This window comes from Polynucleobacter sp. AP-Kaivos-20-H2, from assembly GCF_018882215.1.
GTDB lineage: Bacteria > Pseudomonadota > Gammaproteobacteria > Burkholderiales > Burkholderiaceae > Polynucleobacter.
The window spans coordinates 121,347-138,162 of the sequence record NZ_JACVOX010000002.1; the positions used below are offsets into that span (position 1 = coordinate 121,347).

The following is a 16,816-nucleotide window of genomic DNA, read 5'->3' on the forward strand; positions in this document are numbered from 1 at the left end:
GATAATTCCAAGAAATAATGAAGAGGGTCTGTGTATGACGTATTGCGTTGGTCTTTGCCTTAAAGATGGTCTTGTTTTCTTATCTGATACCCGGACAAATGCTGGCGTAGACCAAATTGGCACTTTTAGAAAGATGTCTTTGTTTCAAAACAAGGATCGCTTCTTTACCTTGATGAGTGCCGGCAATCTTGCCATTACCCAATCCGTTAAAGAAATCCTGCTGCAAGGACAGCTTTTTAAGGGCAAAAATCTCTGGACAGCTAAAAACTCATATGAAGCCGCAGTTGTTGTGGGTGACGCCATTAAACAAGTGTATGAACGCGATCATATTGCACTTGAAAAATCGGGCCTTGAATTTAACTGCAATATGATTTTTGGTGGTCAAGTGAAAGGCGAGAAACCGCGCCTATTTAATATTTATTCGGCTGGGAACTTTATTGAGGCTACTCCCGAGACTTGCTATTTCCAGATTGGTGAATCTAAGTACGGCAAGCCCATCTTAGATCGAGTACTCAATTTCAATACACCACTTAATCTGGCAACCAAGTGCGCCCTCATCTCTATGGATTCGACTCTGAAGAGTAACATTTCGGTTGGACTACCTCTGGATATGCTGGTTTACGAAAAAAATTCTCTGAAAGCCACGAAGCTCGTCACTCTAGATGATGCCAACCCCTACTTCGCAATGATCCATCAAGCATGGGGCGAGAAACTACGCGAGGCCTTTAATTCGATAGCGGAACCCAGTTGGAGCGGCGCTCATAAATCGAGCGATATCTCCACTCCTGCTAAAAAAATGGGGATTGTTCCTATCAATCATCCCCCATCTAAGGCAAGAGCTCAAAAGGCCACAAGAACAACTAAGGCGACTCCCGTAAAGAAGGCGGCAAAGAAAGTGGTGCCAAAGAAGGTGACAGTAAAGAAAAAGTAAGTCTCCAATAATGAAGCGTTAGATGCATTTATAAACAAAAAGGCCTAGATTTTTTCTAGGCCTTTTGCTTTAACGCTATCCGCTTTGGTTTAGGCTTTTAAGTTCTTACCTAACATCTCCCAGGTAGCCACTACGCTATCTGGATTTAATGAGATTGAAGTAATCCCCTTCTCAACCAACCAACGAGCAAAGTCTGGGTGATCTGAAGGGCCTTGGCCGCAAATACCAACGTATTTATTTTGCTTACGGCAAGCATCAATTGAACGAGCAATCATGAACTCTACCGCTGGATCGCGCTCATCAAAGTCGATAGCCAACAATTCCATACCGGAGTCACGATCTAGGCCCAGAGTTAATTGAGTCATGTCGTTTGAGCCGATTGAGAAACCATCAAAGTACTCAAGAAACTGATCAGCCAAAATCGCATTAGATGGGATCTCGCACATCATGATCAGACGCAAACCATTCACACCACGCTTGAGACCAAACTTCTCCATCATGTCGATCACGCGCTTAGCCTGATTGATGGTACGTACAAACGGAACCATGATTTCTACGTTATCCAAGCCCATATCTTCACGAACTCGCTTCATTGCAGCGCACTCGAGAGCAAAGGCTTCACCAAAGTCTTCAGAAACGTAACGTGATGCACCGCGGAATCCCAGCATTGGGTTTTCCTCGTCTGGTTCATAACGTGATCCACCAATTAACTTCTTATATTCATTGGATTTGAAGTCTGACAAACGAACAATCACTGGCTTTGGATAGAAAGCAGCAGCAATCGTTGCTACACCTTCAACCAACTTATCTTCATAGAACTGACGCGGGCTAGCATAGCCACGAGCAACGCTCTCAACTGCACGCTTGAGGTCAGGATCAATATTTGGATATTCCAATACAGCACATGGATGTACACCAATGTAGTTATTGATGATGAACTCAAGACGAGCTAAGCCAACACCAGCATTCGGAATCTGACAGAAATCAAATGCCAGCTGAGGATTGCCGATATTCATCGTGATCTTCACTGGAATCTCGGGCAACACACCACGAGATAATTCAGTGACTTCGGTTTCGATCAAGCCATCATAAATATGACCTTCATCACCTTCGGCGCAAGAAACTGTCACCATCATGCCGTCTTGCAAATGCTCAGTGGCATCACCGCAACCAACAACTGCAGGTACACCTAATTCACGAGCAATAATTGCTGCGTGGCATGTACGTCCACCACGATTGGTCACAATCGCTGAAGCACGCTTCATGACTGGTTCCCAGTTAGGGTCAGTCATATCGGCGACTAAGACATCGCCTGGCTGAACACGATCCATTTCGCTTGGGTCACGAATAATACGTACAGGGCCTGCACCAATCTTTTGACCGATTGCGCGACCTTTTGCCAATACCTTTGAGCTGCCTTTCAACTTGTAGCGCATCTCTACTTGGCCAGCTGCCTGACTCTTCACAGTCTCAGGACGTGCTTGCAGAATGTAGATACGGCCATCTTGACCATCTTTACCCCATTCGATGTCCATTGGACGACCGTAGTGTTTCTCAATGATCACTGCATATTTAGCCAACTCAGTGATATCGGCATCCTCCAAAGAGAAGCGGTTACGCTTTTCTGGGGTGACATCAACAGTTTGTACTTTTTCTGCAGAGCCTTTAGGGGCAAATTGCATTTGAATTAACTTTGAACCCAAGGAGCGGCGAATAATTGCCTTCTTATCTTGAGCCAAAGTGGTTTTGAATACATAAAACTCGTCCGGGTTTACTGCACCCTGAACAACAGTCTCACCCAAGCCATAGCTAGAGGTAATGAAAACCACATCCTCAAATCCAGACTCGGTATCCAGAGTAAACATCACGCCAGCAGCTCCCAAGTCAGAGCGAACCATACGTTGAATACCAGCAGATAGGGCTACTTCAGCGTGAGCAAAGCCCTTGTGAACACGGTAGGAGATCGCACGATCGTTATACAAAGAAGCAAATACTTCACGAATTTTCTTGAGAACATCATCAATACCTTCGACGTTCAAGAATGTTTCTTGCTGACCTGCAAAGGAAGCATCTGGCAAGTCTTCAGCAGTCGCTGACGAACGTACTGCAAATGAGCCTTTGCCAGAATCATCCAACACTGCAAATGCTTTACGAATTTCTTCATCTAACTTTGGCTGAAATGGCGCAGTTTCGATCCAGCCACGAATTTCTGAGCCGGCTTGGGCTAATGCACGCACATCATCAATATTCAAACCATCCAAACGCTGTTGAATACGCTCAGTCAGATTGTTGTGCTTTAGAAAGTCACGGAATGCTAACGAAGTCGTAGCAAAACCTGTAGGAACACGAACTCCAGTAGAAGCCAACTGAGAAATCATCTCTCCCAATGACGCATTCTTACCGCCAACTGATTCAACATCAGTCATGCGGAGTTGTTCAAAAGGCAAAACATAGGCATCAGCCATACTGCTATTTTGTTGCTGTTGGTTGGACATAAAATACTCTCAAAAGATAAGGAAACTGGTGTAGCGGCCGCCCTAAAGGGGGCATGCTTTAATATGATTCTATTGTAGTGCTGACCCTGACTTTTAAGCCAAATCCATGTCTAACGAAACCCGCATTGTTTTTATTGTCTCTGACGGCACCGGCATTACTGCCGAGAACTTCAGCCAGTCGATTTTGGCCCAATTTGAGGCCACTTTTAAGCATATTCGGGTGCCCTTTGTGGATAGCGTAGACAAGGCCCATGACGCCGTCAGCAGCATCAACCAGGCAGCCAGTAAATATGGGGCTCAGCCGATTGTTTTCACCACCTTGGTGAACTCCGAGCTCAATGCCATTGTTGGCAAGGCAAATGGACTGATCCTAGACATGTTCCAGACTTTTGTAGCCCCATTAGAGGCAGCTTTGGGCATGAAATCCACCCATGCCATGAATCGCCTTCACCATAATGCAGATACCGAGGCCTATAAGAACCGAATTGAGGCCATTAACTATTCCTTGGCCCATGATGATGGCCAGTCCAATCAAAACTTGGCTGAAGCCGATGTCATTCTGATTGGCATCTCCCGGGTTGGTAAGACACCAACCAGTCTTTATCTGGCAATGCAATACGGACTTAAGGCGGCTAACTACCCCCTGATACCGGAAGATTTCGAACGAGGACAACTTCCGAAGGATTTAGTCCCATATCGCCAAAAAATCTTTGGCCTCATGATTGATGCTGAACGACTCTCAGAGATTCGTAATGAACGCAGACCTGGTAGTAACTACGCCAAGCTAGAAAACTGCCGCTATGAAATCAACGAAGCAACAGCGATGATGAAAAAGCAGTCCATTCCATGGGTGCTCACTACCAGCAAATCCATTGAAGAGATTGCAACTACTGTGCTGCAAGCAATCAAGTCGGATAAAACAATACTGGGGTAAGCTTTAACCCCATGGTTTAAGTACGCCTAATCCGCAGAGTCTCAAACAGACATACCGCCGCCGCAGTTGAGACATTAAGCGATTCCACCCGCGGATCAATCGGGATTGACACCCCTTTAGCTTGAGCAAGTAAATCGCCAGATACACCGTGCCCTTCACTGCCCATTACCCAGGCGACTGGGTGGAACAGTTCTTTTTTCAGGGCGTAGAGGTCTTGCTCTGCATCTGCTGTAGCTGCAAGTAATGGCGCTGTAACTGCACTCAGTAATTGCTGGTTAGACCAGCCTTCATATAAATCTAGAAGTTTGTGTGCGCCCATACCTGCGCGCAATACTTTTGTAGACCACAGATGGGCACAGCCTGATAAAGCGATGACTTGGGTAAAGCCTGCGGCTGCTGCAGTGCGCAGAATAGAGCCAACGTTACCCGCATCTTGTACCCGGTCCAGTATCACCACGTCACCATCAAAGTTTGCAATAGATTGAGGTGTTGTGAATGTAGATTTTGGAAGATCAAGTAAACCAGCAATATGCGGCGCATTCACTAAATCAGAAAGCAAGTCCCAGAGAGTGCTATCTAACTGAAATACCTTAGTTTTTGGACAGATCTCGATATGTTCGTAGACAGCTTGTGAGATTTCCGCATTCTTCAAACCAATTTCTGAAGTAAGCAATGTCTTTAAGGCTGGATCACCTACCCAAGTCTGCACCAGATGAATACCTTCCAATAATGCTTGGCCGCTAGCGAGCCTAGCCTTCTGCCCCTTAGATCCAGTGGCCTGTAGGTTACGAATCTCTTTAAACAAAGGATTCTCTTTGGAGGTGATGAGATCGAAGTTCATGACTTAATAGTTTTGATTTTCTAGAACTTTGCGCACCGGTGAAAAACTTCTTCTATGTTGATCGCATGCGCCAAATTGTTTAAGTGCAGCAAAATGCGCTTCCGTTGGATAACCCATATGATGTGCAAATCCATATTCCGGATGGCGCTCATGCAATATTTGCATTTGGCGGTCACGCGTGACTTTGGCAACGATCGATGCCGCTGATATTGCAGGCTCCTTAGCATCACCCTTCACAATTGCTTCTGCAGCTATTGGCAATTCTGGGCAGCGATTGCCATCAATCAATGCTTTATCAGGCCAAGCGCCTAAGCGAGTGGTGAGATCTTCAATTGCCCTGCGCATTGCCAGCATCGTGGCCTGCAAAATATTAATCTTATCGATCTCAGCCGGACTGGCTTCGCCAACGCCCCAAGCTTTTGCCTTTTCCATAATCTGCTCATAGAGATATTCACGACGAACAGCAGTTAACTTCTTAGAATCTTTTAAACCTTCAATTGGATTATTGGGATCAAGCACTACGGCACCGGCAACTACTGCACCAACCAATGGTCCTCGCCCCGCTTCATCTACGCCGCAAACCCAAATAAGACTCATGTGCTTACTTTCATGCGCTTACTTGCTTCTTGCGATTATTGGCGATCGTCTGAGCTATCGCTTGCGCAACCAATAAACCCGTTGGACGACGCAAAGTTTCATGCATCTGCGCAAAGCGTTCTTTGAGTTTGGCAACTTTAGCTGGATGCTCTAACCAGGCTTGCACGGCATGAGCTAGCTTTTCTGGAGTGGCGTCATCTTGCAGAAGCTCAGGAACAACAAATTCGCCACACAAGATGTTTGGCAGACCTACATAAGGCATATAGCCTTGCCGTTTCATAATCTGCGCAGTTAACCAGGGCACCTTATAAGAAATCACCATCGGCTTTTTCCATAGGGCAGCTTGCAAAGTGGCTGTACCACTAGCAATTAGTACAACATCCGATGCTTCTAGCACTTCATCAGCCATGGCATCCAGCAGATGAATCTGGATATCTGGATTGGTGTTTTTTGTCTTAAGTAAAAGTTGCTCAAGAGGCTCACGTAATCGCGGTGTCGCTACTGGAATTAAAAAGTGAAGCTTCTGACCTTTTAATCTCTCCGATAGGATCTGCATGGTTTCAAAAAAGACGGGGGCTATGAGCTCAATCTCTGATCCACGGCTTCCAGGTAAGACAGCAATTACCAATCCTTCAAGGGAGGTAGTAGGAATTTTGAGGTGTTTACTTAATTTTTCTCGCGCTTGCTCAATATTGGGTTCAAGCGGAATTTCACTAGCCAGTGGATGACCCACATAAGTCGATGCTACACCAGCTTTGTCATAGATTTCAGTTTCAAAGGGGAAGATGCACAGCATGCGCTCTACTGCTTGGGAGATCTTCTTGATGCGCCCTGCTCGCCATGCCCAAATAGAAGGCGAGACCAAATGCAAAGTGGGGATACCTGCTTTGCGTAATTGCAGTTCGACACCCAAATTAAAATCCGGGGCATCAATGCCCAGATAAACGTCTGGGCGACCCTCATTCAGGAGGTTTTGAATCAGTTCTTTACGCAGTTTCAGAATAGCTGGAAGCTGCTTAATAGCCTCTACATAACCGCGCACACTTAAGGTTTCCATTGGCCAATCGGAGCGCATACCTTCGGCTTGCATGCGAGGACCACCAATGCCATAAACCTCAAGACCAGCCATGTCCGGTATTTGATTTAGCGCACCAAGAACTGGCGCTGCTAATAGATCGCCAGAAGGTTCGCCAGCTACACAAGCTAATTTTGGCAAAGTACTTCCGTTACCGAATAATGCCGCGCGTTGATGCGGCAATAAAGTCATGGAACTGTGCGAGCTTCTCAGCAGTAGCTGCATCTGCCGCTGAAGCAACAACCATCTTCTGAATCTCTACTTTAGCGTCCTCAAAACTGAGCCCATCCTTATAAAGTACTTTATAGGCTTGACGCAAGGCTGAGATAGTCTCACTTGAGAAACCGCGGCGCTTTAAACCCTCAACGTTGATACCATGAGGAGAAGCTTTATCTCCAGCAGCAATTACAAATGGCGGAATATCTTGCACTAGCGCAGAAGCACCGCCCAACATTGCATGCTGACCGATGCGAACAAATTGATGCACACCAGACATGCCCCCCATGATGGCCCAATCTTCAACCTGAACATGGCCAGCGATTTGCGCATTGCTTGAAAAAATTGTGTGATTACCAACCTGACAGTCGTGCGCAATATGCACATACGCCATGATCCAGTTATCGTTACCAATGCGAGTAATGCCTTCGTCTTGCGATGTACCCGTATGTATCGTCGTGAATTCACGCACAGTATTACGATCACCAATAATCAACTGGGTTGGCTCACCACGGTATTTCATATCCTGCGGAGGACCGCCAATAGCTGCAAAGTGGGCAAAACTATTTTGCGTACCGATTGTGGTGTAACCCTCAATCACTGTATGAGAGCCTACTTTAGTACCAGCGCCAATCTTCACGTTAGGGCCAATGACGGAATACGGGCCAATCTCAACATCGCCAGCCAGCTCAGCCTTACTATCGACTACAGCAGTTGCATGAATACGAGTCATTACGCGCCTTTCGAACGTACTGCACAAGTAATATTAGCCTCTGCAGCAATCTCACCATCTACAGTTGCTTGCACTGAAAATTTATAAATACCTGCGCGTTCACGCTCTAATTTTGCAGTCATGATGAGTTGATCCCCAGGCAACACGGGCTTTTTAAAGCGCGCGCCATCAATACCGGCAAAGTAATAGATTGCATCTTCCGCGCGTTCTTCAGAGAAAGTCAGTAAAGCAGCTGTTTGCGCTAAAGCCTCAATAATTAACACACCAGGCATAACTGGGAAATCTGGGAAATGACCCTGAAAGAAAGGCTCATTCATGGTGACGTTTTTTAATGCGGTGATGCTTTCACGCGGGGTAATTTCTAATACGCGGTCTACCAATAGGAATGGGTAGCGATGGGGTAGCAATTGAAGAATCTTATTGATGTCGATTGCGATTGGTGTGCTCATAAATGACCCGCTGAAAAGTAAATATTAATTTTGGTTCTACAGAATCTTAAGACTCTGTAGTTTTGTTTTTATCTAACAAGCGCAAGCGCTGACGTATTTTATCTAGCCCACGCAAGATGGCAGCGTTTTTCTCCCAGGCGCCGTGGAGCATTGATGGATAAACGCCTGTGAAATGCTGCCCAGGCTCTGTAATAGATCGAATAATGGAAGTATTACCAGAAATCGTTGTTCTATCGGCAATCGTGAGATGACCAGCAAAATTTGCTGCTCCACCAATGATGCAGAAATTACCAATTTTGGTGCTTCCAGAGATGGCAGCACATCCAGCAACAACGCAGCAATTACCGATCACTACGTTATGCGCTATTTGCACCTGGTTATCAATTTTTGTTCCTGCGCCTACAACTGTGTCACTCATTGCACCACGATCAATCGTGGTTGAGGCGCCAATCTCCACATCATTGCCAATAACCACTCGCCCCGTCTGGGGAATCTTGACCCACTCCCCACCTGAAGCAGAAAAGTCTGGAGCAAAACCAAAGCCATCGGCACCGAGCACAGCGCCGCTATGAATAATGCAACGCTCACCAATCTGAGTATTGTAATAAATGGAAACCGATGGATAGATCAAGGTATCGCTGGCAATAACACTATCTTTGGCAATGGTGGTATTTCCCAGAATCGAAACACGTTCGCCTAACTTTACACCTGCGCCAATCTGAACAAATGGTCCAATGTGACAGGAAGATGGAACGATTGCAGTGGAATCAATGACTGCACTAGGATGAATGCCGGGAGCGTAAATTGGGCTACTTGCTTTTGCAAAGTGCTGCGCCATTCTAGCGAATGTAGCGTATGGATTTTTAGATACAAAGTACACCCGCTTTGCAGAATGCACGCTAGGATTTGCCTGCAAAAACTCTAAATCAGACTTGCCAACAATCAAGGCGCCAGCAGCGCTATCGCTTGCTTGCTGTCTATAAAGGGGATTGGATAGGAAGGATATCTGATCTGGCTGCGCTCGCTCCAAAGGAGCGAGGCCAGTTAATCCATGGGAAGCCTCCCCCACCAAGCTTGCTTGAAACTGTTCGGCCAGCTCAATGGCGGTCGGCATAAAGCTTACTTCTGGCTATTTAAAGCCTTGATAACGTCATCGGTTACATCTGCCTTAGGGCTGACATAAGCGGCTTCTTGAACAATGACATCAATTTTTCTTTGTTCTGCAATTTGCTTCAACACTGCATTTGCTTTTTCTGCAATCTTGGCGCGCTCTTCGAAAGTACGCTGGTTAAGATCCTCAGTAAATTCGCGCTGCTTGCGTTGCAGCTCCCGATCCTGATCGGCCAACTCACGTTGACGACGAACACGCTCCGCTTCATTCATCACAGCGGCATCACGATCTAACTTCTCAGCAGCAGATTTAATTTTTTGAGCGCCGTCACGCAAATCATTCTGACGCTTAGTAAATTCATTTTGCAAACGCGTTTGCATTGCTTTAGCTAGATTAGACTCATTAAACACCTTTTCGGAGTTCACAACCGCAACGCGTGTTCCCGCGTCCTGAGCAAAAACTTGGGGGGCTAAAAATGCTGTCATTGCAGCAGTCACGCCAATTTGAATCCATTTAGAAGATTGATAAAGCTTCATAAAACTTTCCTTAAACAATTAAAACGCTGTACCCACTTGGAACTGTAAACGCTGGACATTATCTGTTGGCTGTGTCTTGTACGGAATGCCATAGCTGAATTTCAAAGGTCCTAGTGGTGATATCCATGATAATCCCAATCCGTAAGAGTACCTTAGAACTAAATTGAGATTTTGTCCAAATGCATTACCGCCGTCAACGAAAGTAAATAAACGCAAGGTTTTATCGACGCCAGAGCCCGGCACAGGGAAGGTGTACTCCAGGTTAGACACAATCTTAGACTGTCCGCCGGTTGGCTGATAAGCGCCAATAACGGTGTTGTAGTACTGAGGGCCCAAAGATCCGGGTGCATAGCCACGAACTGAGCCAATACCGCCAACATAGTAGTTTTTAGTAATCGGGAAAGGCTTGGTACCGTAAGCCTCACCATAACCAACTTCACCATTAAAAGAGAGGATATTACCCTTGGAGAAGGAGTGGTATTTTTGATACTGCCCATACAGTCGATAGAAAGTAAGGTCACCCACCGGTGTTCCCACCTCTGCAGATAACTGCTGAAGCGATCCCTGAGAGGGAATCAATGCGCTATCACGGCCATCACGCGCCCAACCAACTGTTATGGGCACATTGTAAGTGGTTACAGCTCCAGGATAGCCTGGCGAGGGGACGCCATAACTCATTGCATAGTTTAAATAGGGGACCGGCGTATTAGAGGAAGTGTTGATTTGGAAGACCTCAACACCAGTACCAAAGAACACTCTATCTACTTCAGTGTAGGGCACGCCGAATTTAATATTTGAACCCACTGATTTGATCTGGTAGTCAGGATCGCCAACATAGTACAGCGGTTTGGATGAGCGGTAGTACAAATCAGTGTAGCGACTAATTCCATCCTCGGTAAAGTAAGGATCGTAATTGGAGAGCGTCAAGTTTTGATTAATCTTACCTAGAGACATATTTAGACCAACCGAAGTGCCTGTACCAAAGGCATTATCTTGATTTATGCCCGCAGACAGAATCAATTTCTCAGTTGATGAGAAGCCTGCACCAATAGTGATTGCACCCGTTGGCTTTTCGGTAACTTTGACATTGACATCTACCTGATCAGGAGATCCGGGGACATCTTCAGTAGTGATATCAGTTTCAGTAAAGTAACCCAAGCGGCCTAATCGTTTTTTAGATAAGTCGATCTTGTCACTATCAAACCAAGAGCTTTCAAACTGACGTAGTTCGCGACGAATCACCACATCGCGAGTTCTTGCATTTCCAGAAATTGCCACTTGGCGAACATAGATACGACGACCAGGATCTACAACCAAGGTAAGGTCTACCTCGGCTACGTCGCGACGGATATCTGGTTGCGGATTGATGGTTGCAAATGCATAACCATAAGAACCCAAAACCTCAGCAATTGCTTTAGTACTCTCAGTCAAACGCGCTGATGAGAAGGTATCACCGGATTTCAGAACAACCAACTGCATCAGCTCAGACTCTTTACCCAAAGTATCACCCGCTAAACGCACATCCTTAACGGTGAACTTTTTACCTTCCCGAATACTAATGGTGAGGTAGATACCCTTTTTATCCGGGGTAATCGATACCTGCGTGGACTCAATCACAAACTCAAGATAACCACGATTGAGATAATAAGACCGAATAGACTCTAAGTCTGCAGTTAACTTTTGTTTGGAATAAAGATTATCTTTGCTATACCAAGATAACCAACCGCCAGTTTTTAACTGCATCTCACTTTTTAAAGTGCCCTCACTGAACACTTCGTTACCAATGAAATTAATCTCTTGAATTTTGGCAACAGGGCCCTCATCAATATTGAAATAGACGGCCACTTGATTGCGCTCAACCGGGGTAACTGTAGCAACAACCTCTGCCGCATACATACCTTTACCAACGTATTGGCGCTTTAATTCTTGTTCTGCTTTATCAATTAGTGCTTTATCGTAAAAACGTGCCTCAGCAACACCAACTGCTTTTAAAGATTTACGCACTATCTCAGGATCAAACTCTTTCATCCCCGTAAACTCAATACGAGAAATCGTTGGACGCTCTTCCACAATCACAATCAGAACATTGCCCTGCTCTTGAATTTGAACGTCCCTAAAAAATCCAGTGCTATACAAAGCCTTGATCGATTCCGCACCTTTTTCTTCGTTAAAGGTATCACCCACCTGAACCGGCAAATAACTAAATACCGTTCCGGGTTCTACGCGCTGCAAACCTTCAACACGAATATCCTTCACCACAAATGACTCGGCCGCAGAGGCATTCAGACTCAGCCCAATCGCAGTAAATACCAAGATATGGGTGATGAAGCGGGCAAAAATACGGAAAGAATGTGTCAGAGGATTCAAGGCGAAATATAGCGTTGTAAATCATTAAACAAGGCCAGTAATGACATAGAAATCAGCAAAATAAAGCCCACTTTTTGGAGCTGCTCCCGCATTGATGTCGAAATCCGCTTACCAGCGACCAACTCCCATGCATCATACAGTAGCTGACCCCCATCAAGCATTGGAAAAGGGAGCAAATTCAGCAAACCAATGCTAATACTCATAAGCGCTAAAAAGGCTAAAAATGGCTGCCACCCTACCTGGGCTGATTTCCCCGCCATGTCCGCAATACTGAGGGGTCCGCCCAGCTGTTTTAAAGAGGTATTTCCGGTAAATAATCCTGCCATTAGCCTTGCTGAAACCTTGGTAATTACCCACACCCTCTTTGAAGCATAAATGAGGGCATCTGCCGACCCTAATCTCAGGTCCTGCCATTGCGACAACGGTGTCAATGCAGGCAGAATACCCAGAGCCAACATCGGATCCTGATTTGGACTGATTTTGGGTAAATCCTTGGCATAAAAGGACTTTATTGAGCTTCCACTAGCAGGTGTTGCTAGCTCTAGAGCAAATCCACTCTCTCCGGTAAGCGCATCCATCAAGTTCCAGCGCAAGGCATTCCAACTTGGGACGGAGTCAAAATCCCCTAAAAGGGGCATACCACCCTCCTCGGAGCCCAAATTCTGCCAACCGACCACCCGATCACCCGCTATTACCCCCAGCTTGGCAGCAACAGAATTTTCAGGGGGGCTTTGCAGAACGGCTGGTAATTGTGGGGCGCCGGAAATATAGATCAGGGCAAAAAAGACAATCGCTAAAAAGAAATTAGCTAATGGGCCCGCAGCCACAATCAATGATCTCTGCCATAAGGGCTTTTTATCAAAAGCTTCAGATTCATCGGCCGGAGTAATCACTTTCTGACGATCGCGACCATCAAGTAATTTCACATAGCCGCCCAATGGAATTGAAGCTAATACCCACTCTGTATTATTTTTTGCATGGTAAGTGAATAGCGGTTTACCAAAGCCAATTGCGAAGCGAAGGACTCGAACACCACAACAACGAGCAGCAAAGAAATGCCCAAACTCATGAAAGCTAACCAAGACACCCAGGGTTAACAAAAAAGCCGCAAGAGTAATCAATGCCTGCAAAGAATTTCCTTCACCACTACTTGCGCCGCTTGACGAGCGCGAGCATCAACATCCAAAATTAACTCTAGCGAGTCAGCATTCACGGAAGAAATAGTGTTCAACACACTGTCCACTACACGGGGGATTTGCAAATACGGCAGGCCTTCATCTAAGAATGCTGCTACTGCAACTTCATTGGCAGCGTTCAGAACCGCTGGTGCAGTACCCCCAGCTTTAGCGGCAGCAAACGCCAATGAGAGACAAGGAAAGCGCTCTAGCTCCGGATCGGCAAAACTTAAATTCGCCAACTGCGCCAAACTCAGTGGAGCCACACCCGCCTCAATACGCTCTGGCCAGGCCAGGCCATAAGCAATAGGAGTTCTCATGTCGGGCTGACCCAGTTGAGCAAGTACAGAACCATCACGATAACGAACCATCGAATGCACAACGCTTTGTGGATGAATTAATACTTTAATTTTTTCCAAAGGCAAACCAAATAACCAAAACGCCTCGATCACTTCGAGACCCTTGTTCATCATCGTCGCAGAATCAACTGAAATTTTTCTACCCATCACCCAGTTCGGATGTGCGCAAGCTTGCTCAGGAGTAATGCTGGCCAATTGATCAAGAGGCGTATTTCTGAATGGTCCACCGGAGGCAGTCAACCACAGTTCTTCAACCCCTAAGCTCGGATTAGGGGCTTTAGAAAATTGATCAGGCAGACATTGAAAGATGGCATTGTGCTCACTATCGATTGGCAGCAATTCTCCGCCCCCTGCCTTCATCGCCTGCATAAATAAATCGCCAGACATCACCAAAGCTTCTTTATTTGCGAGTAACACTCTTTTGCCAGCTTTTGCAGCAGCCAAGGCAGGCACCAATCCTGCGGCGCCTACAATCGCAGCCATAACGGTATCGCAATCCGATTCCGTAACAGCGCTAACTAAAGCTTGCGGTCCATGCAAGACCTGAGTATTGATTTTTTTCTCGAGCAAAATCTTGCTTAAGCGAGCGGCGCCATCAGCATCTGCCACTACCGCAATGGTTGGCTTAAATTCAACACACTGCTCAGCCAGCAGATCAACCTGTTTTGCTGCGGTAAGTGCGACCACCTTAAAGCGATCTGGGTGGGCACGAATCACATCGAGCGTGTTAACGCCAATGGACCCGGTTGAGCCTAGAATCGCGACCTGCTTGACCGACATTACACAAATCCCGCTAAGAGCGCTGCGATTGGCATTGCCGGAATCAAAGCATCCACTCGATCCAATACGCCGCCATGGCCTGGCAATAGACGGCTTGAATCTTTGACGCCAGCTAAACGCTTTAACTGAGACTCAAATAAGTCTCCAAAAATACTAAAGGCTGTTAATACTGTCACCATCATGAACATGGGAACCCAACCAAAGCGAATGGCCCATGCGCCAAACAATGTCGATTCAAAAGGCAAGAAGTAAACGCATAAGAATGCATAAACATAACAAAGTATTAAACCGCCGATAGCACCTTCAATCGATTTACCTGGGCTAATTTGCACGGCAAGCTTGTGTTTACCAAACGCCTTACCAACAAAGTAAGCGCCAATATCGGCAATCCACACTAGAGCCATACTACTAAGCAAAAAGATCAGGCCTAACTCGCGCAAAAACACCAATGCAAACCAAGTGGCCGGCAACAAAATCAATCCAAGCACCACATAAAAAGGTCGCAGTTTTTCAAGCGAAAGATTCATACCTTTGGCCAATATAAACGGCGCAACGAAGAACCAGAAAATAACGGCTAGAAGTAATAAGGCAAATTGCCATGAGGCGTTTTGCATGCACAGCAAAAACAAAATAATGGCCAAGCAAAATAATGCGTATAGCCAGGCAGCACGTCCTGCCTCAGGCGCCAATAAGCGGCTCCATTCCCAAGCAGCGACCAATAAAGCTACCAAAAAGAATGCGCCAACATACATTGCTGGGAGCAAAAACAGAATAGGTAGCAATACCGCCAATAGAACAAGGGCGGTAATGACTCGGGTTTTTAACATAGGGAATTTAGCTTAGTAATTGGCAGCGTCAAACTGCATCACTCATTGCATGGGATGCAAGCTGAGCACTGGTACGACCAAAACGGCGCTCGCGCTGGCTAAACCAGTCAAACGCCTTGTGCAATTCTTTATCATCAAAGTCAGGCCACAAAACATCTGTGAAGTACAACTCGGTGTAGGCCAGTTGCCATAACAAGAAATTACTGACGCGCTGCTCGCCACCAGTACGAATAAATAAATCCGGCTCTGGTGCGTAAGCCATTGAAAGATGAGGCTGAAGCAATTCTTCGGTAACCTGTTCTGGTTTCAAATTGGGATTAGCAGAAAGACATTGGCGCATTGCCTGCAAGATATCCCAGCGACCTCCATAGTTAGCAGCGATCGTAAAAGTTAATCCTTTGCACCCAGCAGTCTTTTGTTCAGAGAATTGCACCATCTCTTGGATAGTAGAATCAAATCGACTCAAGTCGCCAATTAATCGCAAAGCGATATCGTTTTCTGCCAGACGAGATACTTCACCCTTGAGTGACTTCAGAAATAACTTCATCAAGAAGCCTACTTCTTCTGGTGGGCGACGCCAGTTCTCTGAGCTAAAGGCAAATACAGTGAGATATTCAACACCAAGCCTACGGCATTCCTCAACGATTTTTCGCACAGCGCTCAAGCCTTCTGAGTGCCCAGCAACACGAGGCATCATGCGCTTGCTGGCCCAACGCCCATTGCCATCCATGATGATCGCCACATGGCGAGGTATAGCACTTACCTCGGGGATGGCTAGGGTTGAACTAGAGTGTTGAGTCATGAGAGGCAAAGAATTCAAGGCGGTTTTAAACCGTCATGATCTCTTTTTCTTTTTCAGAAACGATCTTATCGACGTCAATCACTGCTTTATCCGTCATCTTCTGAATGTCATCAGTAGCACGGCGCTCTTCATCCTCGGAAATTTCTTTATCTTTAGTAAGGCGCTTTAAATGCTCATTTGCATCACGACGCAAATTACGAACAGCAATCTTAGTTTCTTCACCCTCGTTCCTCACAACCTTAGTGAGGTCGCGGCGGCGCTCTTCAGTCAAGGCAGGCATTGGCACGCGGATTACGGTGCCCTGAGATGCTGGGTTTAAGCCTAAATCAGAATCACGAATTGCTTTTTCGATCACCGCAACCATCGTTTTTTCAAATGGTTGAACGTTTATAGTGCGCGCATCTGCTAAGCCTAGGCTAGCAACCTGACTTAATGGCGTTGGGTTACCGTAATAATCCACCTGAATGTGTTCCAGAATTCCTGGGTTAGCACGGCCAGAGCGAATCTTGGCTAAATTGGTCTTCAAAGCCTCTAGAGACTTTTGCATCTTTTGATCGGTATTGGTTTTAATTTCTGCTGCAGACATCA

At 46.1% G+C, this 16,816-nt stretch carries 16 protein-coding genes; 2 read left to right on the forward strand and 14 right to left on the reverse strand.

Annotation, left to right across the window (positions count from 1 at the left end; all coding sequences use genetic code 11):
• Positions 1-34 precede the first annotated feature (34 nt).
• Positions 35-931: a peptidase gene (locus ICE89_RS05040; RefSeq protein ID WP_216265098.1), complete on the forward strand. Its 897-nt coding sequence runs from the start codon at positions 35-37 to the stop codon at positions 929-931.
• 89 nt (positions 932-1,020) lie between these two features.
• On the opposite strand, the gene ppsA is transcribed toward ICE89_RS05040, so the two are convergent.
• Complete coding sequence (ppsA, locus tag ICE89_RS05045; RefSeq protein ID WP_216265099.1) at positions 1,021-3,426, reverse strand: phosphoenolpyruvate synthase; 2,406 nt, start codon at positions 3,424-3,426, stop codon at positions 1,021-1,023.
• A gap of 106 nt (positions 3,427-3,532) precedes the next feature.
• Between ppsA and ICE89_RS05050 the strand changes: the two genes are divergently transcribed.
• The gene (locus tag ICE89_RS05050) at positions 3,533-4,360 is read left to right on the forward strand and encodes a pyruvate, water dikinase regulatory protein (RefSeq protein WP_216263583.1); all 828 of its coding nucleotides are present in this window, start codon (positions 3,533-3,535) and stop codon (positions 4,358-4,360) included.
• A gap of 16 nt (positions 4,361-4,376) precedes the next feature.
• On the opposite strand, the gene ICE89_RS05055 is transcribed toward ICE89_RS05050, so the two are convergent.
• From ICE89_RS05055 to frr, 13 genes are read right to left on the reverse strand one after another with little or no spacing between them, the layout of a single operon-like run.
• Complete coding sequence (locus tag ICE89_RS05055; protein ID WP_216265100.1) at positions 4,377-5,201, reverse strand: RNA methyltransferase; 825 nt, start codon at positions 5,199-5,201, stop codon at positions 4,377-4,379.
• Between the two features lie 3 nt (positions 5,202-5,204).
• The gene (rnhB, locus tag ICE89_RS05060) at positions 5,205-5,798 is read right to left on the reverse strand and encodes a ribonuclease HII (RefSeq protein WP_216265101.1); all 594 of its coding nucleotides are present in this window, start codon (positions 5,796-5,798) and stop codon (positions 5,205-5,207) included.
• Positions 5,799-5,808: 10 nt separating this feature from the next.
• Entirely contained in the window at positions 5,809-7,065 is a 1,257-nt protein-coding gene (gene lpxB, locus ICE89_RS05065) for a lipid-A-disaccharide synthase (RefSeq protein ID WP_216265102.1), read from the reverse strand.
• Positions 7,025-7,822: an acyl-ACP--UDP-N-acetylglucosamine O-acyltransferase gene (gene lpxA / locus ICE89_RS05070; protein ID WP_216265103.1), complete on the reverse strand. Its 798-nt coding sequence runs from the start codon at positions 7,820-7,822 to the stop codon at positions 7,025-7,027. The genes lpxB and lpxA overlap by 41 nt, the downstream gene beginning before the upstream one ends.
• A complete protein-coding gene (gene fabZ, locus ICE89_RS05075; RefSeq protein ID WP_216265104.1) occupies positions 7,822-8,271 on the reverse strand; it encodes a 3-hydroxyacyl-ACP dehydratase FabZ in 450 nt (149 codons plus the stop codon). The genes lpxA and fabZ overlap by 1 nt, the downstream gene beginning before the upstream one ends.
• A gap of 46 nt (positions 8,272-8,317) precedes the next feature.
• Positions 8,318-9,385, reverse strand: coding sequence for a UDP-3-O-(3-hydroxymyristoyl)glucosamine N-acyltransferase (gene lpxD / locus ICE89_RS05080; RefSeq protein ID WP_216265105.1), 1,068 nt, complete (start codon positions 9,383-9,385; stop codon positions 8,318-8,320).
• Positions 9,386-9,390: 5 nt separating this feature from the next.
• Positions 9,391-9,918, reverse strand: a complete 528-nt coding sequence (locus ICE89_RS05085) for an OmpH family outer membrane protein (RefSeq protein WP_216265106.1) — start codon at positions 9,916-9,918, stop codon at positions 9,391-9,393.
• Positions 9,919-9,936: 18 nt separating this feature from the next.
• Positions 9,937-12,285 (reverse strand): outer membrane protein assembly factor BamA, encoded by a 2,349-nt coding sequence (gene bamA, locus ICE89_RS05090; protein ID WP_216265107.1) that lies wholly within the window; start codon positions 12,283-12,285, stop codon positions 9,937-9,939.
• The gene (locus ICE89_RS05095) at positions 12,282-13,415 is read right to left on the reverse strand and encodes an RIP metalloprotease (RefSeq protein WP_216265108.1); all 1,134 of its coding nucleotides are present in this window, start codon (positions 13,413-13,415) and stop codon (positions 12,282-12,284) included. Before ICE89_RS05095 ends, bamA begins: the two co-directional genes overlap by 4 nt.
• Positions 13,403-14,599, reverse strand: coding sequence for a 1-deoxy-D-xylulose-5-phosphate reductoisomerase (ispC, locus tag ICE89_RS05100; RefSeq protein WP_216265109.1), 1,197 nt, complete (start codon positions 14,597-14,599; stop codon positions 13,403-13,405). The genes ICE89_RS05095 and ispC overlap by 13 nt, the downstream gene beginning before the upstream one ends.
• Positions 14,599-15,426 carry a phosphatidate cytidylyltransferase gene (locus ICE89_RS05105; protein ID WP_216265110.1) on the reverse strand — a complete coding sequence of 276 codons (828 nt, stop codon included), beginning with the start codon at positions 15,424-15,426 and terminating at the stop codon, positions 14,599-14,601. The genes ispC and ICE89_RS05105 overlap by 1 nt, the downstream gene beginning before the upstream one ends.
• Positions 15,427-15,454: 28 nt before the next feature.
• On the reverse strand, positions 15,455-16,228 hold the full coding sequence (locus ICE89_RS05110; RefSeq protein WP_216265111.1) for an isoprenyl transferase: 774 nt from the start codon (positions 16,226-16,228) through the stop codon (positions 15,455-15,457).
• A gap of 25 nt (positions 16,229-16,253) precedes the next feature.
• On the reverse strand, positions 16,254-16,814 hold the full coding sequence (gene frr, locus ICE89_RS05115; RefSeq protein ID WP_216265112.1) for a ribosome recycling factor: 561 nt from the start codon (positions 16,812-16,814) through the stop codon (positions 16,254-16,256).
• Between the last annotated feature and the right edge of the window lie 2 nt (positions 16,815-16,816).